The 18,435-nt window shown below is 68.6% G+C and carries 14 protein-coding genes and 1 riboswitch; of the genes, 6 read left to right on the top strand and 8 right to left on the bottom strand.

The window, feature by feature from the left end:
• Positions 1-145: 145 nt before the first annotated feature.
• Together metE and DL991_RS11580 are read right to left on the bottom strand one after the other, a co-directional pair.
• Positions 146-2,419: a 5-methyltetrahydropteroyltriglutamate--homocysteine S-methyltransferase gene (gene metE, locus DL991_RS11575; RefSeq protein ID WP_125783815.1), complete on the bottom strand. Its 2,274-nt coding sequence runs from the start codon at positions 2,417-2,419 to the stop codon at positions 146-148.
• 98 nt (positions 2,420-2,517) lie between these two features.
• Positions 2,518-2,741: riboswitch (cobalamin riboswitch) on the bottom strand.
• An 11-nt stretch (positions 2,742-2,752) separates the two neighbouring features.
• Positions 2,753-3,325, bottom strand: a complete 573-nt coding sequence (locus tag DL991_RS11580) for a TetR/AcrR family transcriptional regulator (RefSeq protein ID WP_125783817.1) — start codon at positions 3,323-3,325, stop codon at positions 2,753-2,755.
• A gap of 90 nt (positions 3,326-3,415) precedes the next feature.
• Here DL991_RS11580 and DL991_RS11585 point away from each other — a divergent pair, with 90 nt between their 5' ends.
• The gene (locus DL991_RS11585; protein ID WP_125783819.1) at positions 3,416-4,366 is read left to right on the top strand and encodes a ketopantoate reductase family protein; all 951 of its coding nucleotides are present in this window, start codon (positions 3,416-3,418) and stop codon (positions 4,364-4,366) included.
• Between the two features lie 60 nt (positions 4,367-4,426).
• Here the strand turns inward: DL991_RS11585 and DL991_RS11590 are convergent, their stop codons facing one another.
• The 6 genes from DL991_RS11590 to DL991_RS11615 form a co-directional block, all read right to left on the bottom strand.
• Positions 4,427-5,503, bottom strand: coding sequence for a ribonucleotide-diphosphate reductase subunit beta (locus tag DL991_RS11590; RefSeq protein WP_125783821.1), 1,077 nt, complete (start codon positions 5,501-5,503; stop codon positions 4,427-4,429).
• Positions 5,504-5,581: 78 nt separating this feature from the next.
• On the bottom strand, positions 5,582-8,584 hold the full coding sequence (locus DL991_RS11595; RefSeq protein WP_125783823.1) for a ribonucleoside-diphosphate reductase subunit alpha: 3,003 nt from the start codon (positions 8,582-8,584) through the stop codon (positions 5,582-5,584).
• 222 nt (positions 8,585-8,806) lie between these two features.
• On the bottom strand, positions 8,807-9,415 hold the full coding sequence (locus tag DL991_RS11600) for an acetoacetate decarboxylase family protein (protein ID WP_125783825.1): 609 nt from the start codon (positions 9,413-9,415) through the stop codon (positions 8,807-8,809).
• On the bottom strand, positions 9,412-10,251 hold the full coding sequence (locus tag DL991_RS11605; protein WP_125783827.1) for an enoyl-CoA hydratase-related protein: 840 nt from the start codon (positions 10,249-10,251) through the stop codon (positions 9,412-9,414). The genes DL991_RS11600 and DL991_RS11605 overlap by 4 nt, the downstream gene beginning before the upstream one ends.
• Positions 10,252-10,292: 41 nt before the next feature.
• Positions 10,293-10,772: a tetratricopeptide repeat protein gene (locus DL991_RS11610; protein ID WP_233598794.1), complete on the bottom strand. Its 480-nt coding sequence runs from the start codon at positions 10,770-10,772 to the stop codon at positions 10,293-10,295.
• Complete coding sequence (locus DL991_RS11615) at positions 10,769-11,161, bottom strand: MerR family transcriptional regulator (protein ID WP_125783829.1); 393 nt, start codon at positions 11,159-11,161, stop codon at positions 10,769-10,771. Before DL991_RS11615 ends, DL991_RS11610 begins: the two co-directional genes overlap by 4 nt.
• Positions 11,162-11,211: 50 nt before the next feature.
• Here DL991_RS11615 and DL991_RS11620 point away from each other — a divergent pair, with 50 nt between their 5' ends.
• The 5 genes from DL991_RS11620 (at position 11,212) to DL991_RS11640 (ending at position 18,430) form a co-directional block, all read left to right on the top strand.
• Positions 11,212-12,072, top strand: a complete 861-nt coding sequence (locus DL991_RS11620) for an NAD(P)-dependent oxidoreductase (protein WP_125783831.1) — start codon at positions 11,212-11,214, stop codon at positions 12,070-12,072.
• A 1,135-nt stretch (positions 12,073-13,207) separates the two neighbouring features.
• Positions 13,208-14,002: a TIGR03084 family metal-binding protein gene (locus DL991_RS11625; RefSeq protein WP_125783833.1), complete on the top strand. Its 795-nt coding sequence runs from the start codon at positions 13,208-13,210 to the stop codon at positions 14,000-14,002.
• Positions 13,999-15,690, top strand: coding sequence for an acyclic terpene utilization AtuA family protein (locus tag DL991_RS11630; RefSeq protein WP_125783834.1), 1,692 nt, complete (start codon positions 13,999-14,001; stop codon positions 15,688-15,690). The genes DL991_RS11625 and DL991_RS11630 overlap by 4 nt, the downstream gene beginning before the upstream one ends.
• Entirely contained in the window at positions 15,687-16,835 is a 1,149-nt protein-coding gene (locus tag DL991_RS11635; RefSeq protein WP_125783836.1) for an acyl-CoA dehydrogenase family protein, read from the top strand. The genes DL991_RS11630 and DL991_RS11635 overlap by 4 nt, the downstream gene beginning before the upstream one ends.
• On the top strand, positions 16,832-18,430 hold the full coding sequence (locus tag DL991_RS11640) for an acyl-CoA carboxylase subunit beta (RefSeq protein WP_199753921.1): 1,599 nt from the start codon (positions 16,832-16,834) through the stop codon (positions 18,428-18,430). The genes DL991_RS11635 and DL991_RS11640 overlap by 4 nt, the downstream gene beginning before the upstream one ends.
• The last annotated feature ends 5 nt before the right edge of the window (positions 18,431-18,435 follow it).

Below are 18,435 nucleotides of genomic sequence, written 5' to 3' on the forward strand. Positions count from 1 at the left end.
ACCGTCCCGAATCCTCCACGCTTGGTGAGCTCATCGATCATGCTTGACCCCCGGCCCTCGACCACGCGCCAGGCCAGGCGATTGCCGAGTCCGTGAAGGCCTCCTTGAGGGACCCAGAGTCCCTCAAGGAGGCCTTCACGGAACGTCAGGAAAGCTCGGCGCGGACCGCTCGGGCGGCCGCGACCAGGTTCCGCAGGGCGGGCTCGACCTCGGCGTACCCGCGCGTCTTCAGGCCGCAGTCCGGATTGACCCAGATCCGCTCGGCGGGCACGGCACCGACGGCGGTCCGCAACAGCCCGCTGACCTCGTCGACACCGGGGACGCGCGGCGAGTGGATGTCGTATACGCCCGGCCCGACGCCGCGGCCGAAGCCCGCCGCGCCGAGGTCGGTGACGACCTCCATCTTGGACCGCGCGGCCTCGATGCTGGTGACGTCGGCGTCGAGCGCGTCGATCGCCTTCACCACGTCGCCGAACTCCGAGTAGCACATATGCGTGTGGATCTGTGTCGCGTCGTCGATCCCGGACGTCGCGAGCCGGAACGACGAAACCGCCCACGCGAAGTACGCCTCATGCGCCGCCGCGCGCAGCGGGAGCAGTTCGCGCAGCGCCGGCTCATCCACCTGGATGACGCGGATGCCCGCCTTCCGCAGGTCGTGCACCTCGTCGCGGATGGCCAGCGCCACCTGACGGGCGGTCTCGCCCAGCGGTTGATCGTCCCGGACGAACGACCACGCCAGGATCGTCACCGGACCGGTCAGCATCCCCTTGACGGGCTTGCCGGTCAGGCTCTGCGCGTAGCGTGCCCACTCGACGGTCATCGGCTCCGGACGTGAGACGTCGCCGTACAGGATCGGCGGCCGGACACATCGTGAACCGTAGGACTGCACCCAGCCGAAGTCGGTGGCCGCGAACCCGGCCAGCCGCTCGGCGAAGTACTGCACCATGTCGTTGCGCTCGGGTTCGCCGTGCACCAGCACGTCCAGCCCGATCTCCTCCTGCAGCCGGATGACACGCTCGATCTCGGCCTTCATCGCGACCTCGTAGCCCGCGTCGTCCAGAGAGCCCGCCTTGTGCGCGGCCCGCGCCTTGCGGACGTCGGTGGTCTGCGGGAACGAGCCGATCGTGGTGCTCGGCAAGGGCGGCAGCTCCAGCGCGGCCTGCTGCGCCGCCGCGCGCCGGGCGTAGGGGGAGCGGACGGTGTCTTCCGGCCGCAGCGCCTCCAGCCGGGCACGCACCCCGGCGTCGGCCAGGTCGGCCGCCGTCGCGCGATCCGCGGCCGCGGTACGAGCGGCGGAGAGGTCGACGCCGTCTTCCTTCAACGCTCGCCCGAGCAGGACGACCTCGTCGACCTTCTGCTTCGCGAACGCCAGCCAGCCCTTCAGCCGCGGATGGAGCCCGTCCTCACGCTCGACGTCGTAGGGCACGTGCAGCAGCGAGCAGGACGTCGACACGCTGACCGACCTGGCGGTGCCGAGCAACGTCGCCGCCCGGCCGAGCGCGCGGGCGGGGTCGGTGCGCCAGACGTTGCGCCCGTCGACGACACCGGCCAGAACCTCCTTGTCCCGCAAGGCGGGTTCGGCCGCGACCGCGTCCACAAAGGACTCATCGGTGACGAGGTCGACGGCGATCGCGTCGATCGGGGAGCGTGCGAGCACGCCGAGGCCGCGGCCGAGACCGCCGAAGTACCCGGCGACCAGGATCTTCGGCCGCGCGGTCACCTTCGCCAGCCGGTGGTAGGCGCGGATGAGCGCGTTGAGCTCCCGCTCGTCGCGGTCCGCGGCGAAGGCGGGCTCGTCGAACTGGACCCACTCGACGCCTTCGTCATGCAGGCGCCTTAACAGCTCGACGTAGCCGTCGAGGAGGTCGTCGAGCAGATCCAGCGGACGGAAGCCCTCCGGGGCGGTCTCGCTCGCCTTCGCGAGCAGCAGGAACGTCACCGGGCCCACCAGCACCGGCCGCGTCTCGACACCGATCGCGCGTGCCTCGCGGTACTCGTCGAGCGGTTTGGTGCCGGAGAGCGAGAACGACGTCTCCGGGCCGAGTTCGGGGACGATGTAGTGGTAGTTCGTGTCGAACCACTTCGTCATCTCCAGCGCCGGCGCGTCCTGCACCCCGCGCGCGGCGGCGAAGTAGGTATCGAGCGGCGAAAGACCGAGCGTCGTGAAGCGCTCCGGCAGCGCTCCGAACAGCTCGGCGGTGTCGAGCACCTGGTCGTAGTGGGAGAACGTGTTGGAGGGGACGGAATCCAGCCCCGCGTCCTTGAGCTCCCGCCAGGCCCGGGTGCGCAGTGCGCGGCCGGTGCCCAGCAGTTCGGCCTCGTCGATCTTGCCCGCCCAATAGCGTTCGAGTGAACGCTTGAGCTCCCTGTCCGGTCCGATCCGGGGGTAGCCCAGCACAGTCGTGCCGATTTCGGTCACAGCTCTCTCCTCGCGAGCTTGTCGTGAGAGCCCGGAGCGCGCAGGAGTGACCGCCGTTCGGTCGTGCCCATCCCACGAGGCCCGGACTCACGCACGCCGTCGGCGCGCGTACCACGGGCAGGTCTTCGGACTCGTGGGCGACTCGCTCGCTCCTACCGGCCGTCGCTTCCCGGGGCGCCATGTCCCAGTGCTTTACCGTGTCTCGCACGGTGACGGCTTTCGCTCCCACATACCGCTGCGGGGCAGTCCCGGATTCACACCGGGTTCCCTGTTACCTCGACCGGCCTGGGAAGCCGGGCGAACCAGTAGCACCTTGGAGAGTACCCAGGCGCGCTATGGCTGTGGGCGGCGCAGCCCGTCCAGCACGAGGGTGATGACATCGTCGGCCTCGGCCCGCCACTCGGGGCGGTCATGGGCCGCGCCGATGCCGTGCAGTGCCATCATCACGGCGCCGGCGCCCACGTCGTCGCGAACGGCGCCGTCCCGCACGGCGGCGGCGACCAGTGCGGTGACGGCCTGCTCCAGCGCTTGGCCGCCTTCGGCGAGGGCACCCGAACGATCGGCCATGAGGGTGGCCAGCGTCCGTGCCAGGCCCGCATGGGCACCGATGTGGCCGACCATGTCGCGGAGGAAGGTCGCCAACGCCTCAGCCGCGGGCAGCGTGGCCTGTAGCCGTCGGGCACGGTCGCACAGCGCGGCGACTTCCCCGTGGTAGACCGCCTCGGCCAGCGCCTCCCTGGTGGGGAAGTGGCGGTAAAGCGTGCCGGTGCCGACGCCGGCCAGGCTGGCGAAGTCATCGAAGCGCAGGTCGAAGAACTCTCCGGCGTCGAAGACCTCCCGGGCCTTGGCGAGCAGGGCCTCGCGCTTGCGCCGGGCGTCGGCCCGCAGCGGCTTGTCGGCGGTCATGCGCTCCCTCGCGTTGACAAGTGGAGATCATCTCCATATTTTTGAAAGTGGAGATAACCTCCACTTCGATCTTACCCCCCGAGGTGCCGCTTGAAGATCCTGATGTTCGGCCGAGGTGTGATCGCCACCGTCTACGGCCGGGTCCTGCAGAAGGCGGGACACGAAGTCGAGTTCTACGTCCGGCCGGGCCGCGCGGCGACGTACGGGGAGACGGTGGACCTCGACCTGCTCGATACGCGGCGCCGGGTGTGGGGGCAGCGCGTCGTCGAGAAGTGGCCGGTGCGCCTCCGCGAGACGCTGGAGCCGGACCACGACTTCGACCTGATCGTGCTCAGCGTGGCGCACCACCGCCTCCCGGAGGCGACGGCCTTCCTGGCCCCGCGCGTCGGCCAGGCCACGGTGCTGGTCTTCGGCAACATCTGGACCGAGCCGACGGCCGCGATCGGCCCACTTCCCCTCGACCGGATCGCCTGGGGCTTCCCCCAGGCCGGTGGCGGGTTCGACGCGAACGGCGTGCTTCGCGGGATGCTGCTGCCGTCGGTTGTCTTCGGCACTCTCGGCCGGCCCCCGACCGAGCGTGAGCGGGCCGTGCGCCAGGCGTTTAGCGAGGCCGGGCTACGGATCAAGGAGCGGCCCGACTTCCGCGGCTGGCTGTGGGTCCATTTCGTGTCCGACGCCGGGCTGCTCTCGCAGGGCCTGCGGCTGGGGTCGCTGTCCGAGCTGGCCGGGTCGACGGGCGCCCTGCGCGAGGGGCTGCTGACCGGCCGCGAACTGCTGCCGCTTCTCGAGGCGCGCGGCCTCGACCTGCGTCGTCACCGGGTCGGTGTGCTGCTGTTCCGGGCGCCCACCTGGCTGACGGCCCCCGTTCTCGCCTGGCTGACCGCTCATTTCGCACCGGCGCGAGTGAGCGTCACGGCGCACTCCGACCTCGACGCCGAGGAGCCGCGTGAGGTCTGCCGGGACACCCTGGCCGAAGCGCGGCGGCTGGGCGTCCCGGTGCCGCGCTTGGAAGCGGTGGAACCGTACTTCGCCCGCGCTTGAACGACGAAAGGCCCACCCGGCGCGAGTGCGCCGAGCAGGCCTTTTCGTCAGTTCAGGCGATCAGTCCCAGTCGAGGGCGCCACCGGACTGGTACTCGATGACGCGGGTCTCGAAGAAGTTCTTCTCCTTCTTGAGATCCATCGCCTCCGACATCCACGGGAACGGGTTCTCCGTCTCGCCGAAGATGGGCGCGAGGCCGATCTGCTGCGCGCGACGGTCGGTGATGAAGTGCATGTACTGCTCGATCAGTTCCGCCGAGAGCCCGAGCATGCCGCGCGGCATGGTGTCGCGGGCGTAGGCGACCTCGAGTTCGCACGCCTCGGTCAGCATGCCGCGGATCTCGGCCTGGAACTCCTCGGTCCACAGGTGCGGGTTCTCGATCTTGATCTGGTTGATGCAGTCGATGCCGAAGTTCAGGTGGATCGACTCGTCGCGCAGGATGTACTGGTACTGCTCGGCGATGCCGATCATCTTGTTCCGGCGGCCGAGCGAGAGGATCTGCGCGAAGCCGGTGTAGAACCACATGCCCTCGAAGATCACGTAGAACGCGACCAGGTCACGAAGGAAGTTCTGGTCGGCCTCGGGGGTGCCGGTCTCGAAGTCCGGGTTCTCGAGGTTCTGCGTGTACTTCAGCGCCCACGCGTCCTTCTCCGAGATGGACGGGACCTCGCGGTACATGTTGAACAGCTCGCCCTCGACCAGGCCGAGGCTCTCGCAGATGTACTGGAAGGTGTGCGTGTGCACGGCCTCCTCGAACGCCTGGCGCAGCAGGTACTGGCGGCATTCGGGGTTGGTGATCTGCCGGTACACCGCGAGCACGATGTTGTTGGCCACCAGCGATTCCGCGGTGGCGAAGAAGCCGAGGTTGCGCTTGAGCATGGTGCGCTCGTCCTCGGTGAGGCCGTCGGGCGACTTCCACAGCGCGATGTCGGCCTGCATGGCGACCTCGGTCGGCATCCAGTGGTTGTTGCAGCCGGCGAGGTACTTCTCCCACGCCCAGGTGTACTTCATCGGCAGCAGCTGGTTGACGTCGGCGCGGGCGTTGATCATCCGCTTGTCGTCGACGTTGATCCGGGCGGCGCCGACTTCGATCTCACCGAGCCCGGTGGCGTCGGTGGCGGGGTCAAAGGTGGTCATGGAGGCTCACTTTGAGAGTTGGGGGGTCGTGAGTGGCGATTCGGGTCAGAACACGAATCGCCACTCACGACCGGGCGGTCACTGGCAGGCTTCGCAGTCGGGGTCGTCGATCCGGCAGGCGGCACCGTCGGTGGCGACGAAGTCGACGTCCGAGACCTGCGGCAGCTCCTTCGGCTCCGGCTTGGCGGCCGGGGCAGGGGCGGTCACCGGGACGGCCGGGACCGCGGCGGCGGGCGACGGCGAGACCGCGGCGGAAGCCGACGGGGCGGACGAAGCGGCGGGAGCCGGGGCAGCGGGCTTGGGTGCCGATGGTGTGGCCGGGGCCGGGGTGGCCGAGACCGCGTTCAGCTTGCCGTCGGTGCCGCGCAGGGTGCTCTTCTCCACGTGCGTCGCGGACCGCGCCCGCAGGTAGTACGTGGTCTTGAGGCCCTTGTGCCAGGCGTAGCGGTACAGCTCGTCGAGCTTGCGGCCGCTGGGCGCCGCGATGTACAGGTTCAGCGACTGCGCCTGGTCGATCCACTTCTGACGACGCGAACCGGCGTCCACCAGCCACTTGGACTCGATCTCGAACGCGGTGGCGTACAACGCCTTCAGGTCGTCCGGCACGCGGTCGATCTGGCCGAGGCTGCCGTCGAAGTACTTCAGGTCCGAGACCATGACCTCGTCCCACAGCCCGCGCTCCTTGAGCGAGCGGACCAGGTGCGGGTTCACCACGGTGAAGTCACCGGACATGTTCGACTTGACGAACAGGTTCTGGAACAGCGGTTCGATCGACTGGCCGACCCCGCAGATGTTGGAGATCGTCGCGGTCGGCGCGATCGCCATCACGTTGGAGTTGCGCATACCGACGGTCTTGACCCGCTCGCGCAGCGGCGCCCAGTCCAAAGTGGACGAGGTGTCGACGTCGAGCGCGTCGCCCTGCCGCGCGTCGATCAGCAGCTGCATCGAGTCGATCGGCAGGATTCCCTTGCTCCACAAGGAACCCTCGAACGTCTGGTACTGGCCGCGCTCCTCGGCGAGGTCGGTCGACGCCGAGATCGCGTAGTAGCTGATGTGCTCCATGCTGGTGTCCGCGAACTGCACGGCCTCGTCCGAGGACAGCGGCACACCGATCTCGAACAGCGCGTCCTGGAAGCCCATCAGGCCGAGGCCGATCGGGCGGTGGCGCAGGTTGGAGCGGCGCGCCTCCGGGATCGTGTAGAAGTTGATGTCGATCACGTTGTCGAGCATGCGGACCGCGGTGCGCACGGTCTTCTCGAGCCGCGCGGTGTCCAAGCCCTCGGGCGTGACGTGCTTGAGCAGGTTCACCGAGCCGAGGTTGCAGACCGCGACCTCGTCGGTGGTGGTGTTCAGGGTGATCTCGGTGCACAGGTTGGACGAGTGCACGACACCCACGTGCTGCTGCGGCGAACGCAGGTTGCACGGGTCCTTGAAGGTGATCCACGGGTGGCCGGTCTCGAACAGCATGGTCAGCATGCGGCGCCACAGGTCGACCGCGCGGATCTTGCGGAACACCTTCAGCTCACCGCGTTCGGCGGCGGCCTCGTACTCGCGGTAGCGCTCGGCGAACGCGGTGCCGTAGAGGTCGTGCAGGTCCGGGGTCTCGTTCGGCGAGAACAGCGTCCACTGCGCGTCGGCCTCGACGCGGCGCAGGAACTCGTCGGGCACCCAGTTCGCGGTGTTCATGTCGTGCGTACGACGACGGTCGTCACCGGTGTTCTTGCGCAGGTCGAGGAATTCCTCGATGTCCACGTGCCAGGTCTCGAGGTATGCGCAGGCCGCGCCCTTGCGCTTGCCGCCCTGGTTCACCGCGACCGCGGTGTCGTTGGCGATCTTGAGGAACGGCACGACACCCTGCGACTGGCCGTTGGTGCCCTTGATGTGCGCGCCGAGGCCGCGGACCGGGGTCCAGTCGTTGCCGAGACCGCCCGAGTACTTCGCCAGCAGCGCGTTGTTCTTGTACGCCTGGAAGATCGAGTCCAGGTCATCGTCCACAGTGGTCAGGAAGCAGGACGACAGCTGCGGGCGAGTGGTGCCCGAGTTGAACAGCGTCGGGGTGGACGCCATGAAGTGGAACGTCGAGAGCAGCTCGTAAAACTCGATCGCGCGGGCTTCCCGGTTGTCCTCGCGGATCGCCAGGCCCATCGCGACCCGCATGAAGAACGCCTGCGGCAGTTCGAAGCGGATGCCGTTGTGGTGCTGGAAGTATCGGTCGTACAGGGTCTGCAGGCCGAGGAAGCCGAAGTCGAGGTCGCGCTCGGCGTGGATGGCCGCGGTGATCTTGTCCAGGTCGAAGGTCTGGAGCTCGGGGTTGACCAGCTCCAGTTCGATGGCGCGCTTGAGGTAGTCCCGGAAGTACTGCGGGTACCGGGCGGTCATCTCGTTCTGGCTGGCCTGCTGCGGCACGCCCGCGAGGTAGCTGAGCGCCTCGCCGCGGAGCTTGTCCGCCAGCAGCCGGGCGCTGACGTAGGAGTAGTTCGGCTCCTGCTCGACGAGCACGCGCGCGGCCATGATCTGGGCGAGGGCGAGTTCGTCGGCGCTGATGCCGTCGTAGAGGTTGCGCTTGGCCTCGGCGAGCACCGGCTCGGCCGAGACGTCGTCCAGGCCGGCGACGGCCTCGCCGACGACGTGCGAGACGCGGGCCCAGTCGAGCGGACGGAGCGAGCCGTCGGCCGTCTTGACGCTGATGGCGACATCGGACGAAGCGGGCTTCTCGGCATCACGGGCCTTCGCGCGCTCATCGCGGTACAGGACGTACGCGCGGGCGACCTTGTGGTGCTCGCCGCGCATCAGCGCGAGCTCGACGATGTCCTGGATCTGCTCGATGTGCAGAGCGGTCTCGGGACCGGCGTGGCGGAGCAGGGTGGCTTCGATCTGTTCGGTCAGTTCGTTGACCAGGTGGTGGATCCGCGACGAGGCGGCCGCGTCACCGCCCTCGACGGCGAGGAAGGCCTTGGTCACGGCGACCGAGATCTTGTTCGCGTCGAAGGGGGACACGCTGCCGTCCCGCCGGATGACTCGCACGGTCGCGGGCGTCGTGTCCGAGGACGAGGGCGGCCGCTGACCGGTATCGACTGACATGCGTCACTCCAAAAGGGCGCGTTGAAGCACCACAAGGCCTCACAAGGCCGTGCGCTGCACGTTCACAAAGCTGTCCGACCACCGCTCCCGAGCGGTCTCCCCGTCGCTGGGCGGTGCCGGTTCCCAGAGACTACATGTAGGGGTCGGAGGCTGCACGTGCCCCAATGGGTGGCGTGTCGTCGTCTCACCCTGGCGGGTTAGACGATCACGCTGAGCGGCCGGTCAGCCGCCGAAAACGATCTTGAAGTCGCGCAGGCAGGCGCTCAGCACGGGCCGCTGACCGGCGAGGAAGCCGAACGGGCCGGACTCGTTGATCCGCCAATCCGCGGTCGCGGGGCGCGGGTTCGCCGTCGCCCGGACGGGGCTTCTTTTGAGACGACCGTCCAGCATTTGGACGACGTCGAAGGCCGCGGGCATCCGCACCGGGAGACTCGGGCGGGCGGTGAAGGCCGCCGTCGCGATCCAGTCCTCGTGGGTGGCCGCCGAGGCGGTGAAGGTCCGCCCGTGGGCGAAGTCGAGCGCGGCGAGGTCCTTGGGAATACCCCACAACGCGCGTCCACCGGCGAGGGAGACTTCGCTGTCGACCCAGATGTCGGTGATCGAGCTGGAGAGCCGCTTGCCGCGGACCGCGACGGTCGCCAGCAGCTCGTGATACTGAAGCTGTCCGGGCTCCTGGTAGTCGATCCAGGCGGTGAACACCTGCGCGCGGCCGCCCAGTACGACGGGTTCGGCGCCGTTGGGCAGCGCGGGCAGTTCGCTCACCGGGACGCGCCAGACCGACAGGTACGCCTGACCCGCCAGATTCCAGGGCTCCGGGGGATAGGCGGTCACGCGTTCCGCCACGGCAGGTAGGCGGGCTGGTCGGTGTCGACGCGCATGGAGAACTCCGGTGCTCGTTTCTGCAGGAAGGACACGACGCCTTCGACGGCGTCCGGGCTGGAGCCAAGGCCGCCGATCAGCCGGGAGTCCAGTTCGTGCACGGGGAACGGCGACTCCGCGCTGGCCATCCGGTACAACAGCTGCCGGGTCACCGCGACCGAGACGGGTGAGGTGGTCCTGGCGATCTCAAGGGCCAGTTCGCGTGCCTTGCCGAGCACTTCCTCGGGCTCGTGAACACTGTGGACCAGCCCGGCGGTTTTCGCTTCCTCGGCGTCGAACACGCGGCCGCTGATCATCCAGTCGAGTGCCGTGCCCATCCCGACGAGCCGCGGGAGGAACCACGCGGACGCGCCTTCGGGGTAGATCCCGCGGCGGACGAACACGAAACCGAACCGGGAGTCCGTGGACGCCAGCCGGTAATCGCACGACAGCGTGATCGTGATGCCGCCGCCGACGGCCGCGCCCCGCAGGGCCGCGATCACCGGCTTGTTCATCGTGAAGATCCGCTTCGAGCAACGTCCCGCCGGCTCCTGCCATGCCGCGTCCGGGCCGGTCTCCGGGTCGAAGTCGAAGCCGCCCTGGGAGAGATCGGCGCCCACCGAGAAGTCCTTGCCGTTGCCGGTCAGGATCACCACCCGGACGTCTTCGTCGCGGTCGGCCCGGTCCATCGCGTCGCCGAGTTCGTCGGCCATGCGGATGGTGTAGCCGTTGCGGGCCTCGGGCCGGTTGAGCGTGACCGTCGCGATGCGGTCGGCGACCTCGTAGGTGATTTCGGCGTACGCGCTCATGACGTGAAAGTAAGGCTATGTTGACAAGGTGTCAATAAGGCTCATTCGACGTCGTCCAGATGGTCCGAGTAGTACTCGACCGCGCGCCGGTACCGCTGCACGCCGTCGTCCGCGCTCGTCGCCGCGAGCACCTTCAGCAGCGTTCCCGCCGCTTCGCGTGCTTCGCCGACGTTGTAGAGCGCCATCGCGAGGAAGGTCCTCAGCGCCGCGTCGTCCGGGAACTCGCCGAGGCCGCGGCGCAACGTCTTGAGCGACTCGTCGTACCGGCCGAGGACGCGATACGTGCTGCCGAGCCCGACGAACACGCCGTGCCTGTCCTCTGTGGACAGACCTTCGCCCGCGAGCGCCCGCTCGTAGAACGGGGCCGCTGCCGCCTCCAGTCCTGCCGAATCGTGTGCCCACGCGGTTTGGTAGGCGATCACGGCGTCCCGAGGATTCCGCGCGGCCAGCTCGATCAGCCGCAGGCGGGCCTCGTCGGTGCCCTGCTCCCGCAGCCGGACCGCTTCCTGTGTCTCGTTCACGCGGCGGCGCCGTCGAAGGGCGGATAGGTCTCGCCGCCGACGCGCTCGGCCACGACGATGTACTCGGCGAGCGCGTCACGCGAACGTGCCAGCTTGGCCAGCTGCTCGTCCAGGCGCCCGAGCCGCTCGCGCATCGCGGCCAGCAGTTCGGGGCAGCCGATCAGCTCGGGCTCCTCGCCGATCGCGCAGGGCAGCAGATACGCGATGTCCTCGGACGACAGTCCGGCGGCGAGCAGATGCCGGATCTGCTTCACCCGCAGCAAGGCCGTCTCGTCGTACTCGCGGTAGCCGTTCGTGCCGCGGCTCGCCTCCAGGAGGCCTTGGGCTTCGTAGTAGCGCAACTGATGCGTGTTGACGCCCGTCCGGTGACTCAGTTCACCGATTCTCATCGCTTTCCCCACTTGACCTTCATACCGGTATCAATGTCGACGATGGTGCCATGACTGACAACGCGAACACCCCGGTATCGGTCGTCGGCCTCGGCCTGATGGGCACCGCGCTCGCCCGCGCGTTCCTGAAGTCCGGGCATCCCACGACCGTGTGGAACCGGACGGCCGCCAAAGCCGATTCCCTGGTCGCCGAAGGGGCGCGGCTCGCGCCTTCGATCGGCGAAGCGCTCGCCTCGGGCGGCGTGACGATCCTGTGCCTTACCGACTACTCCGCTGTGCGTGACCTGCTCGGCGACGCCGGACTGGAGGGCACGACCCTGGTCAACCTGTCCTCGGGCAGTTCCGCCCAAGCACGGGAAACCGCCGCCTGGGCCGAAAAACGAGGCGCCTGCTACACCGACGGCGCGATCATGGCGATCCCTTCGGCGATCGGGACCGCCGAGGCGGTGATCCTGCTCAGCGGACCGCGGCCGGACTTCGACCTCGGCGCGCTCGGCACGGTCAGCCATCTCGGCGAGGATCCCGGGCTGGCGTCCCTGTACGACGTCGCCGGGTTGACCATGATGTGGAGCGTCCTGAACGCGTGGCTTCAGGGCACGGCGATGCTCAAGACCGCCGGTGTCGACGCCGCGACGTACGCGCCGTTCGCGCGGCAGATCGCCGCCGGGGTGGCCGATTGGCTGCCCGGATACGCCGAACAGGTCGACAAGGGGGCCTTCCCGGCCGAGGTCTCCGCCTTGGAGACCGACGCGCGGGCAATGGCGCACCTGGTCGAGGAATGCGAAGCGCTGGGGGTGAACGCCGAACTGCCGAACCTGCTCAAGGCGATGGCCGACCGTGCGATCGCCGCCGGGCACGGGGGAGAGCAGTACCCGGTGCTGATCCGGGAATTCGAGCGGGCGGGTAAGTAAGGCGGACTCGGCAAGGGGTCGCTCACCGGTCCGTGAGGGCCTCCTTCCCTACCTTGAAGGTAGGGAAGGGGCCCTTCACAACCCACCGATGAGGTCCCTGGTGATGTTGGGACAACTGTGACGCCGGCGCTCGACCTGGCAAGCACCACGTTCGCCCCAGTAGCACCGCCTTCACAACGGCCGCCGAAATACATGAAGGCCCCCGTCCTTGCGCCTGGAGCAGAGTCCCGGCAAAGGCGCTTAGCCGTTGGTCGATGTCCCCTTGATGCTTATATGTACGGTTTTGCGGAGGGGTCGTGAGTGGCGATTCGGGTCAGAGCCGAGGGTGTCTTAGGTACCTACGTGGTTCCGGCTGCGGTTGATGCCAGACCCGAGTCCGTGAAGGCCTCCTTCCCCAGTACATGAAGGACCCCTTCACTGCGCCAGGCGCAAGGAAGGGGTCCTTCATGTACCTCAAGCGGGACAAGAAAGGTACCTACGTGGGATCCGGCTGCGGTTGATGCCAGGCCCCGGTCCGTGGGGATGTCGTGAAGGGTCCCTTTGAGACGTTGAAGGTCTCAAAGGGACCCTTCACGACATGCGAGTTCGACGCCGGGCCGTCGGGGAGCGCTGAAGCAGCTACGGCGGGCGGCGGGCCGGGATCGCAGGTCCGTGAAGGCCTCCTTCCTTACCCTCAGGGTAGGGAAGGAGCCCTTCACTACATGTCGAGCTGAGCTCAAGCCCTGCGTGAGGCAGACCTGCTGCCGCGGACGGGCAGGAACGCCATCGTGAGCCTCGGCGCTACAGCGACATGCACTTCACAACCAGGCATCACGCGCACGAAGCGCCACAGGTCACGCAGTGGGTACCTGAACCACCCTTGGTCAGAACCCGAATCGCCACTCACGACCCCACCGCAAAACGCTCGAATCGGGCACCGCCGCCCCGGAACTGTCCGCTGCGGACAGTCGAGGAGGTGCCAGGCTGCCGCGACAAGCCCGCCACCCATTTGACCAGTGGTTATGCGACTTTGCCGGGCCCTGTACCTAGGTGCAAGGAAGGGTCCTCATGTGCTTCGAGCGCCGACAAAACAATCAGGCGTGCTTGATTTTTCCGGCGGCGGGTGCCAGCCTGAAGAAGACGCGAGGAGGCGGGCATGGCTGACCTGGGCGTGATCCTTGGGGATCTCGCGGCGGAATCGCAGGCCATCGACGACGTGGTGGCGGATCTGCCCGCGTCGGACTGGGCGAGGCGGACCCCGGCCGAAGGCTGGACGATCGCCCATCAGATCGCTCATCTGGCCTGGACGGACAAGAAGGCGCTGATCGCGGCGCGCGGCTCCGAGGCCGAGTGGCAGGCCGAGATCGAAGGGCTGCTCGCGACGGGCGAGTCCTACGTCGACGACGGTGCCGCCGAGGGCGCGAAGACGCCGCCTCGTGAGCTGCTGGCCGAGTGGCGCGCCGGCCGCGCGGAACTCGCCGAAGCGCTCGCCGCGGTGCCCGACGGGCAGAAGATCCCCTGGTACGGCCCGCCGATGAGTGCCGCGTCCATGGTGACCGCGCGGCTCATGGAGACCTGGGCGCACGGCCAGGACATCTTCGACGCGCTCGGCCTGGAGCGCGAGAACACGGCCAGGATCTGGCATATCGCCCGGTTCGGGACCCGCACCCGCGACTTCGCCTACAAACTCAACTCGCTCTCCCCGCCCGCCGTGGAATTCCGCGTCGAGCTGACCGCGCCCGACGGCACCACCTGGGCGTTCGGGCCCGAGGACGCCGAGCAGCGGCTCACCGGAAGCGCGGTCGACTTCTGCCTCGTCATCCCCCAGCGGCGTCATCCCGCCGACACCGGCCTGGTCGCCGCGGGCAAGGACGTCGAGGAATGGCTCGGGATCGCGCAGGCCTTTGCCGGGCCTCCCGGCGCCGGACGGAAACCGGGGCAGTTCGCATGACCCCGATCAGGATCGGCAACGCGTCCGGATTCTACGGCGACAGGTTCTCCGCCGTCCACGAGATGCTCACCGGCGGCCCGCTCGACGTGCTGACCGGCGACTACCTGGCCGAGTTGACCATGCTCATCCTCGGCCGGGACCGGATGAAGGACCCGAACCGCGGATACGCCAAGACCTTCCTGCGCCAGATGGAACAGAATCTCGCGCTGGCCAAGGAAAAGGGCGTCAAGATCGTGGCGAACGCCGGTGGGCTCAACCCCGCCGGCCTCGCGGACGCGCTTCGCGAACTGGCCGCGAAACTCGGCGTCGACGTCGCCATCGCGCACGTCGAGGGCGACGACCTCGTCCAGCGGGCGGAAGAACTCGGCTTCGGCAAGACCCTGACCGCCAACGCGTACCTCGGCGCCTGGGGGATCGCGGAATGCCTGAACGCGGGCGCCGACATCGTGGTGACCGGCCGGGTCACCGACGCGTCGGTGATCGTCGGCCCGGCAGCCGCGCACTTCGGCTGGGCGCGCGGCGACTACGACGCGCTGGCGGGCGCGGTCGCGGCCGGGCATGTGATCGAATGCGGTACGCAGGCCACCGGCGGCAACTACGCCTTCTTCACCGAGCACGAGATCGGCGTCCCGGGTTTCCCGATCGCCGAGATCTCCGCCGACGGCTCCAGCGTGATCACCAAACATCCCGGCACCGGCGGCGTGGTGAACGCCGGAACCGTTACCGCGCAACTGCTCTACGAGATCACCGGCGCCCGCTACGCCGGGCCGGACGTCACGGCGCGGTTCGACACGCTGACGCTCGCCGAGGACGGCCCGGACCGCGTCCGGATCAGCGGCGTCACCGGGGAGCCGCCGCCTCCGACCCTGAAGGTCTGCCTGAACGGGCTCGGCGGCTTCCGCAACGAGACGACGTTCGTCCTCACCGGACTCGACATCGAGGCGAAAGCCGCGCTGGCCAAAGAACAACTCGAAGGCGCGCTCAAGGCCAGGCCGCCGGCGGACGTCCAGTGGACCCTCGCTCGCACCGATCGCCCCGACGCCGAAACCGAGCAGCAGGCGAGCGCTCTGCTGCACGTCGCGGTGAAGGACGCCGATCCGGAGGTCGCCGGGCGCGCGTTCAGCGGTGCGGCGATCGAACTCGCGCTGGCGAGCTACCCCGGCTTCCACGTCACCGCACCGCCCGCGGCCGCCTCGCCCTACGGCGTGTACCGGCCCGCGTTCGTCGACGCGCACGAGGTGCCGCACGTCGCCGTCCTGCCGGACGGAACGCGCCGCGACATCGCGCCCGCCGCCGAAACCCTGCCTCTGTCCGAAGTGGACGATGACCGGCTGCCCGCACCGTTCACCCAGGCCCAGGTCCGCCGGGCACCGCTGGGCAGGGTGGTCGGCGCCCGCAGCGGCGACAAGGGCGGCAACGCGAACGTCGGTGTCTGGGCGCGCTCCGACGAGGCGTGGCGCTGGCTCGCGCACCGGCTCACCGTCACCGAGTTCAAACTGCTGCTCCCGGAGACCACGGACCTCGAGGTCCGGCGGCATCTGTTCCCGAACCTGCGGGCGATCAACTTCGTCGTCGAAGGCATCCTCGGCGAGGGCGTCGCGTCGCAGGCGCGGTTCGACCCGCAGGCGAAGGCGCTCGGGGAATGGCTGCGCTCCCGCGAGATCGACATCCCGGAGGCCCTCCTGTGACCGACCCCTTCTCCACGCCGGAACGCGCCGAACTGCGCAAGACCGTGCGGCGGTTCGCCGAAACCGAGATCCTGCCCCACCTCGAAGGCTGGGAGCGCGAGGGCGAGCTGCCCCGCGACCTGCACCACAAGGCCGGGGAACTCGGGCTGCTCGGCGTCGGCTTCCCCGAAGAGGTCGGCGGTGGTGGCGGTGACTACCTCGACGCGGTGGTCATCGCCGAGGAACTGCACTACGCGGGCGGTTCCGGCGGCCTGTTCGCCTCCCTGTTCACCTGTGGCATCGCCGTCCCGCATATCGCGGCGGCCGGGGATCCGGTGCAGATCGAACGCTGGGTCCGGCCGGCACTGGAAGGCAACAAGATCGGCTCGCTCGCGGTCACCGAACCCGACGGCGGCTCCGACGTCGCCGGGATCCGCACCACCGCGGTACGCGAGGGCGACGAGTACGTCATCAACGGGGCCAAGACCTTCATCACCTCGGGCTGCCGCGCCGACTTCGTGACCACCGTGGTCCGCACCGGCGAGGCAGGCGCCCACGGGATCTCGCTCATCGTGGTCGAGCGCGGCACGCCGGGGTTCACCGTCTCCCGCAAGCTGGAGAAGATGGGCTGGCTCTGTTCGGACACCGCCGAGTTGTCCTATGTGGACGTCCGGGTGCCCGCGGAGAACCTGATCGGCGCCGAGAACAGCGGGTTCGCGCAGGTCGCCACCCAGTTCGTCACCGAACGGGTCTCGCTGGCGGTGCAGGGTTACGCGCACGCGCAGCGAGCGCTCGACCTGACGCTGGACTGGTGCCGCCTGCGCGAGACCTTCGGCCGTCCGCTGATCTCCCGTCAGCTGGTGCAGCACAAGCTCACCGAGATGGCGCGCAAGATCGACGTCGCCCGGACCTACACCCGGCAGGTCGCCCAGCGGCACGTCGCGGGCGAAGAGGTCATCGCCGAAGCCTGTTTCGCGAAGAACACCGCCGTCGAAACCGCCGAATGGGTGGTCAACGAGGCCGTGCAGCTGCACGGCGGACTCGGCTACATGCGGGAGTCCGAAGTGGAGCGTCACTACCGTGACGTGCGCATCCTCGGTATCGGCGGCGGGACCAACGAGATCCTCACCGGCTTGGCCGCGAAGCGATTGGGATACACCGCATGAGCACGATCAGGTCCAGTGTGGACACACGAGGCGAGGAGTTCGCCACCAACCGCGAGTCCATGCTCGGCAAACTGGCCGAGATCGACGGCGAGCGGGCCAAGGCGATCGCGGGCGGCGGCGAGAAGTACGTCGCCCGCCACCGCAAACGCGGCAAACTGCTGGCCCGCGAACGGATCGAACTCCTCCTGGACGAGGACTCACCGTTCCTCGAGCTGTCGCCGCTGGCGGCCTGGGGTTCGGACTACCAGGTCGGCGCCAGCGTGATCACCGGGATCGGCGTCGTCGAAGGCGTCGAGTGCATGATCTCGGCGAGCGACCCGACGGTCAAAGGCGGGGCGAGCAACCCGTGGACGGCCAAGAAGAGCTACCGTGCCGCGGACATCGCCGCGCAGAACCGTCTGCCGGTGATCAACCTCGTCGAGTCCGGCGGCGCGGATCTGCCGACGCAGAAAGAGATCTTCATCCCCGGCGGCCGGATCTTCCGCGACATCACGCGTTCGTCTGCGGCGAAGGTGCCCACGATCGCCCTGGTGTTCGGCAACTCGACCGCCGGTGGCGCGTACCTGCCCGGCATGTCGGACTACGTCGTGATGGTCAAGGAACGGGCGAAGGTGTTCCTCGGCGGGCCGCCGCTGGTCAAGATGGCCACCGGTGAGGAGTCCGACGACGAATCGCTCGGCGGCGCCGAGATGCACGCCCGCACCTCCGGTCTGGCCGACTACCTCGCGGCGGACGAAGAGGACGCGATCCGGCTCGGCCGCAGTATCGTCAAACGGCTCAACTGGACCAAACAGGGGCCGACACCGAAACCGGACTACGCCGAGCCGTTGTACTCCGCGGAAGACCTGCTCGGCATCGTGCCCACCGACCTCAAGGTGCCGTTCGACCCGCGCGAGGTGATCGCCAGGGTCGCCGACGGTTCGGACTTCGACGAGTTCAAACCCTTGTACGGCAGCAGCCTCGCCACCGGCTGGGCGAGCATCCACGGCTACCCGGTCGGTGTCCTCGCCAACGCCCAAGGCGTGCTCTTCGGCGAAGAGTCGCAGAAGGCCGCGCAGTTCATCCAGCTGGCCAACCAGATCGACACGCCGCTGGTGTTCCTGCACAACACCACCGGCTACATGGTCGGCAAGGAATACGAGCAGAGCGGCATCATCAAACACGGCGCGATGATGATCAACGCCGTGTCGAACTCCAAGGTGCCGCATCTGTCGGTGCTCATGGGCGCCTCGTACGGCGCCGGGCATTACGGCATGTGCGGCCGGGCCTACGATCCCCGGTTCCTTTTCGCCTGGCCCAGTGCGAAATCCGCGGTCATGGGGCCGCAGCAGCTGGCGGGGGTGCTGTCCATCGTTGCCCGCGCCGCCGCCGCGTCGCGAGGCCAGGACTACAACGAGGAACACGACGCCGCCATGCGCGCCATGGTGGAGGGGCAGATCGAAGCGGAGTCGATGCCGATGTTCCTCTCCGGGATGCTCTACGACGACGGGATCATCGATCCCCGCGACACCCGCACGGTGCTCGGGCTCAGCCTGTCCGTGATCCACAATGGACCAGTGAAGGGCGCCGAAGGCTTCGGCGTCTTCAGGATGTGAGCGGC

It is taken from the genome of Amycolatopsis sp. WAC 01375 (genome assembly GCF_003947325.1).
In the GTDB taxonomy this organism is placed as follows: Bacteria; Actinomycetota; Actinomycetes; order Mycobacteriales; family Pseudonocardiaceae; genus Amycolatopsis.

Excerpts from the sequence above, each read along its gene's own strand:
- DL991_RS11630 (WP_125783834.1), top strand. The coding sequence starts at position 13,999 with ATGACCCCGATCAGGATCGGCAACGCGTCCGGATTCTACGGCGACAGG.
- DL991_RS11615 (WP_125783829.1), bottom strand. The coding sequence starts at position 11,161 with ATGAGAATCGGTGAACTGAGTCACCGGACGGGCGTCAACACGCATCAG.
- DL991_RS11595 (WP_125783823.1), bottom strand. The coding sequence starts at position 8,584 with ATGTCAGTCGATACCGGTCAGCGGCCGCCCTCGTCCTCGGACACGACG.
- DL991_RS11580 (WP_125783817.1), bottom strand. The coding sequence starts at position 3,325 with ATGACCGCCGACAAGCCGCTGCGGGCCGACGCCCGGCGCAAGCGCGAG.
- DL991_RS11590 (WP_125783821.1), bottom strand. The coding sequence starts at position 5,503 with ATGACCACCTTTGACCCCGCCACCGACGCCACCGGGCTCGGTGAGATC.
- DL991_RS11620 (WP_125783831.1), top strand. The coding sequence starts at position 11,212 with ATGACTGACAACGCGAACACCCCGGTATCGGTCGTCGGCCTCGGCCTG.
- DL991_RS11605 (WP_125783827.1), bottom strand. The coding sequence starts at position 10,251 with ATGAGCGCGTACGCCGAAATCACCTACGAGGTCGCCGACCGCATCGCG.
- DL991_RS11625 (WP_125783833.1), top strand. The coding sequence starts at position 13,208 with ATGGCTGACCTGGGCGTGATCCTTGGGGATCTCGCGGCGGAATCGCAG.
- DL991_RS11640 (WP_199753921.1), top strand. The coding sequence starts at position 16,832 with ATGAGCACGATCAGGTCCAGTGTGGACACACGAGGCGAGGAGTTCGCC.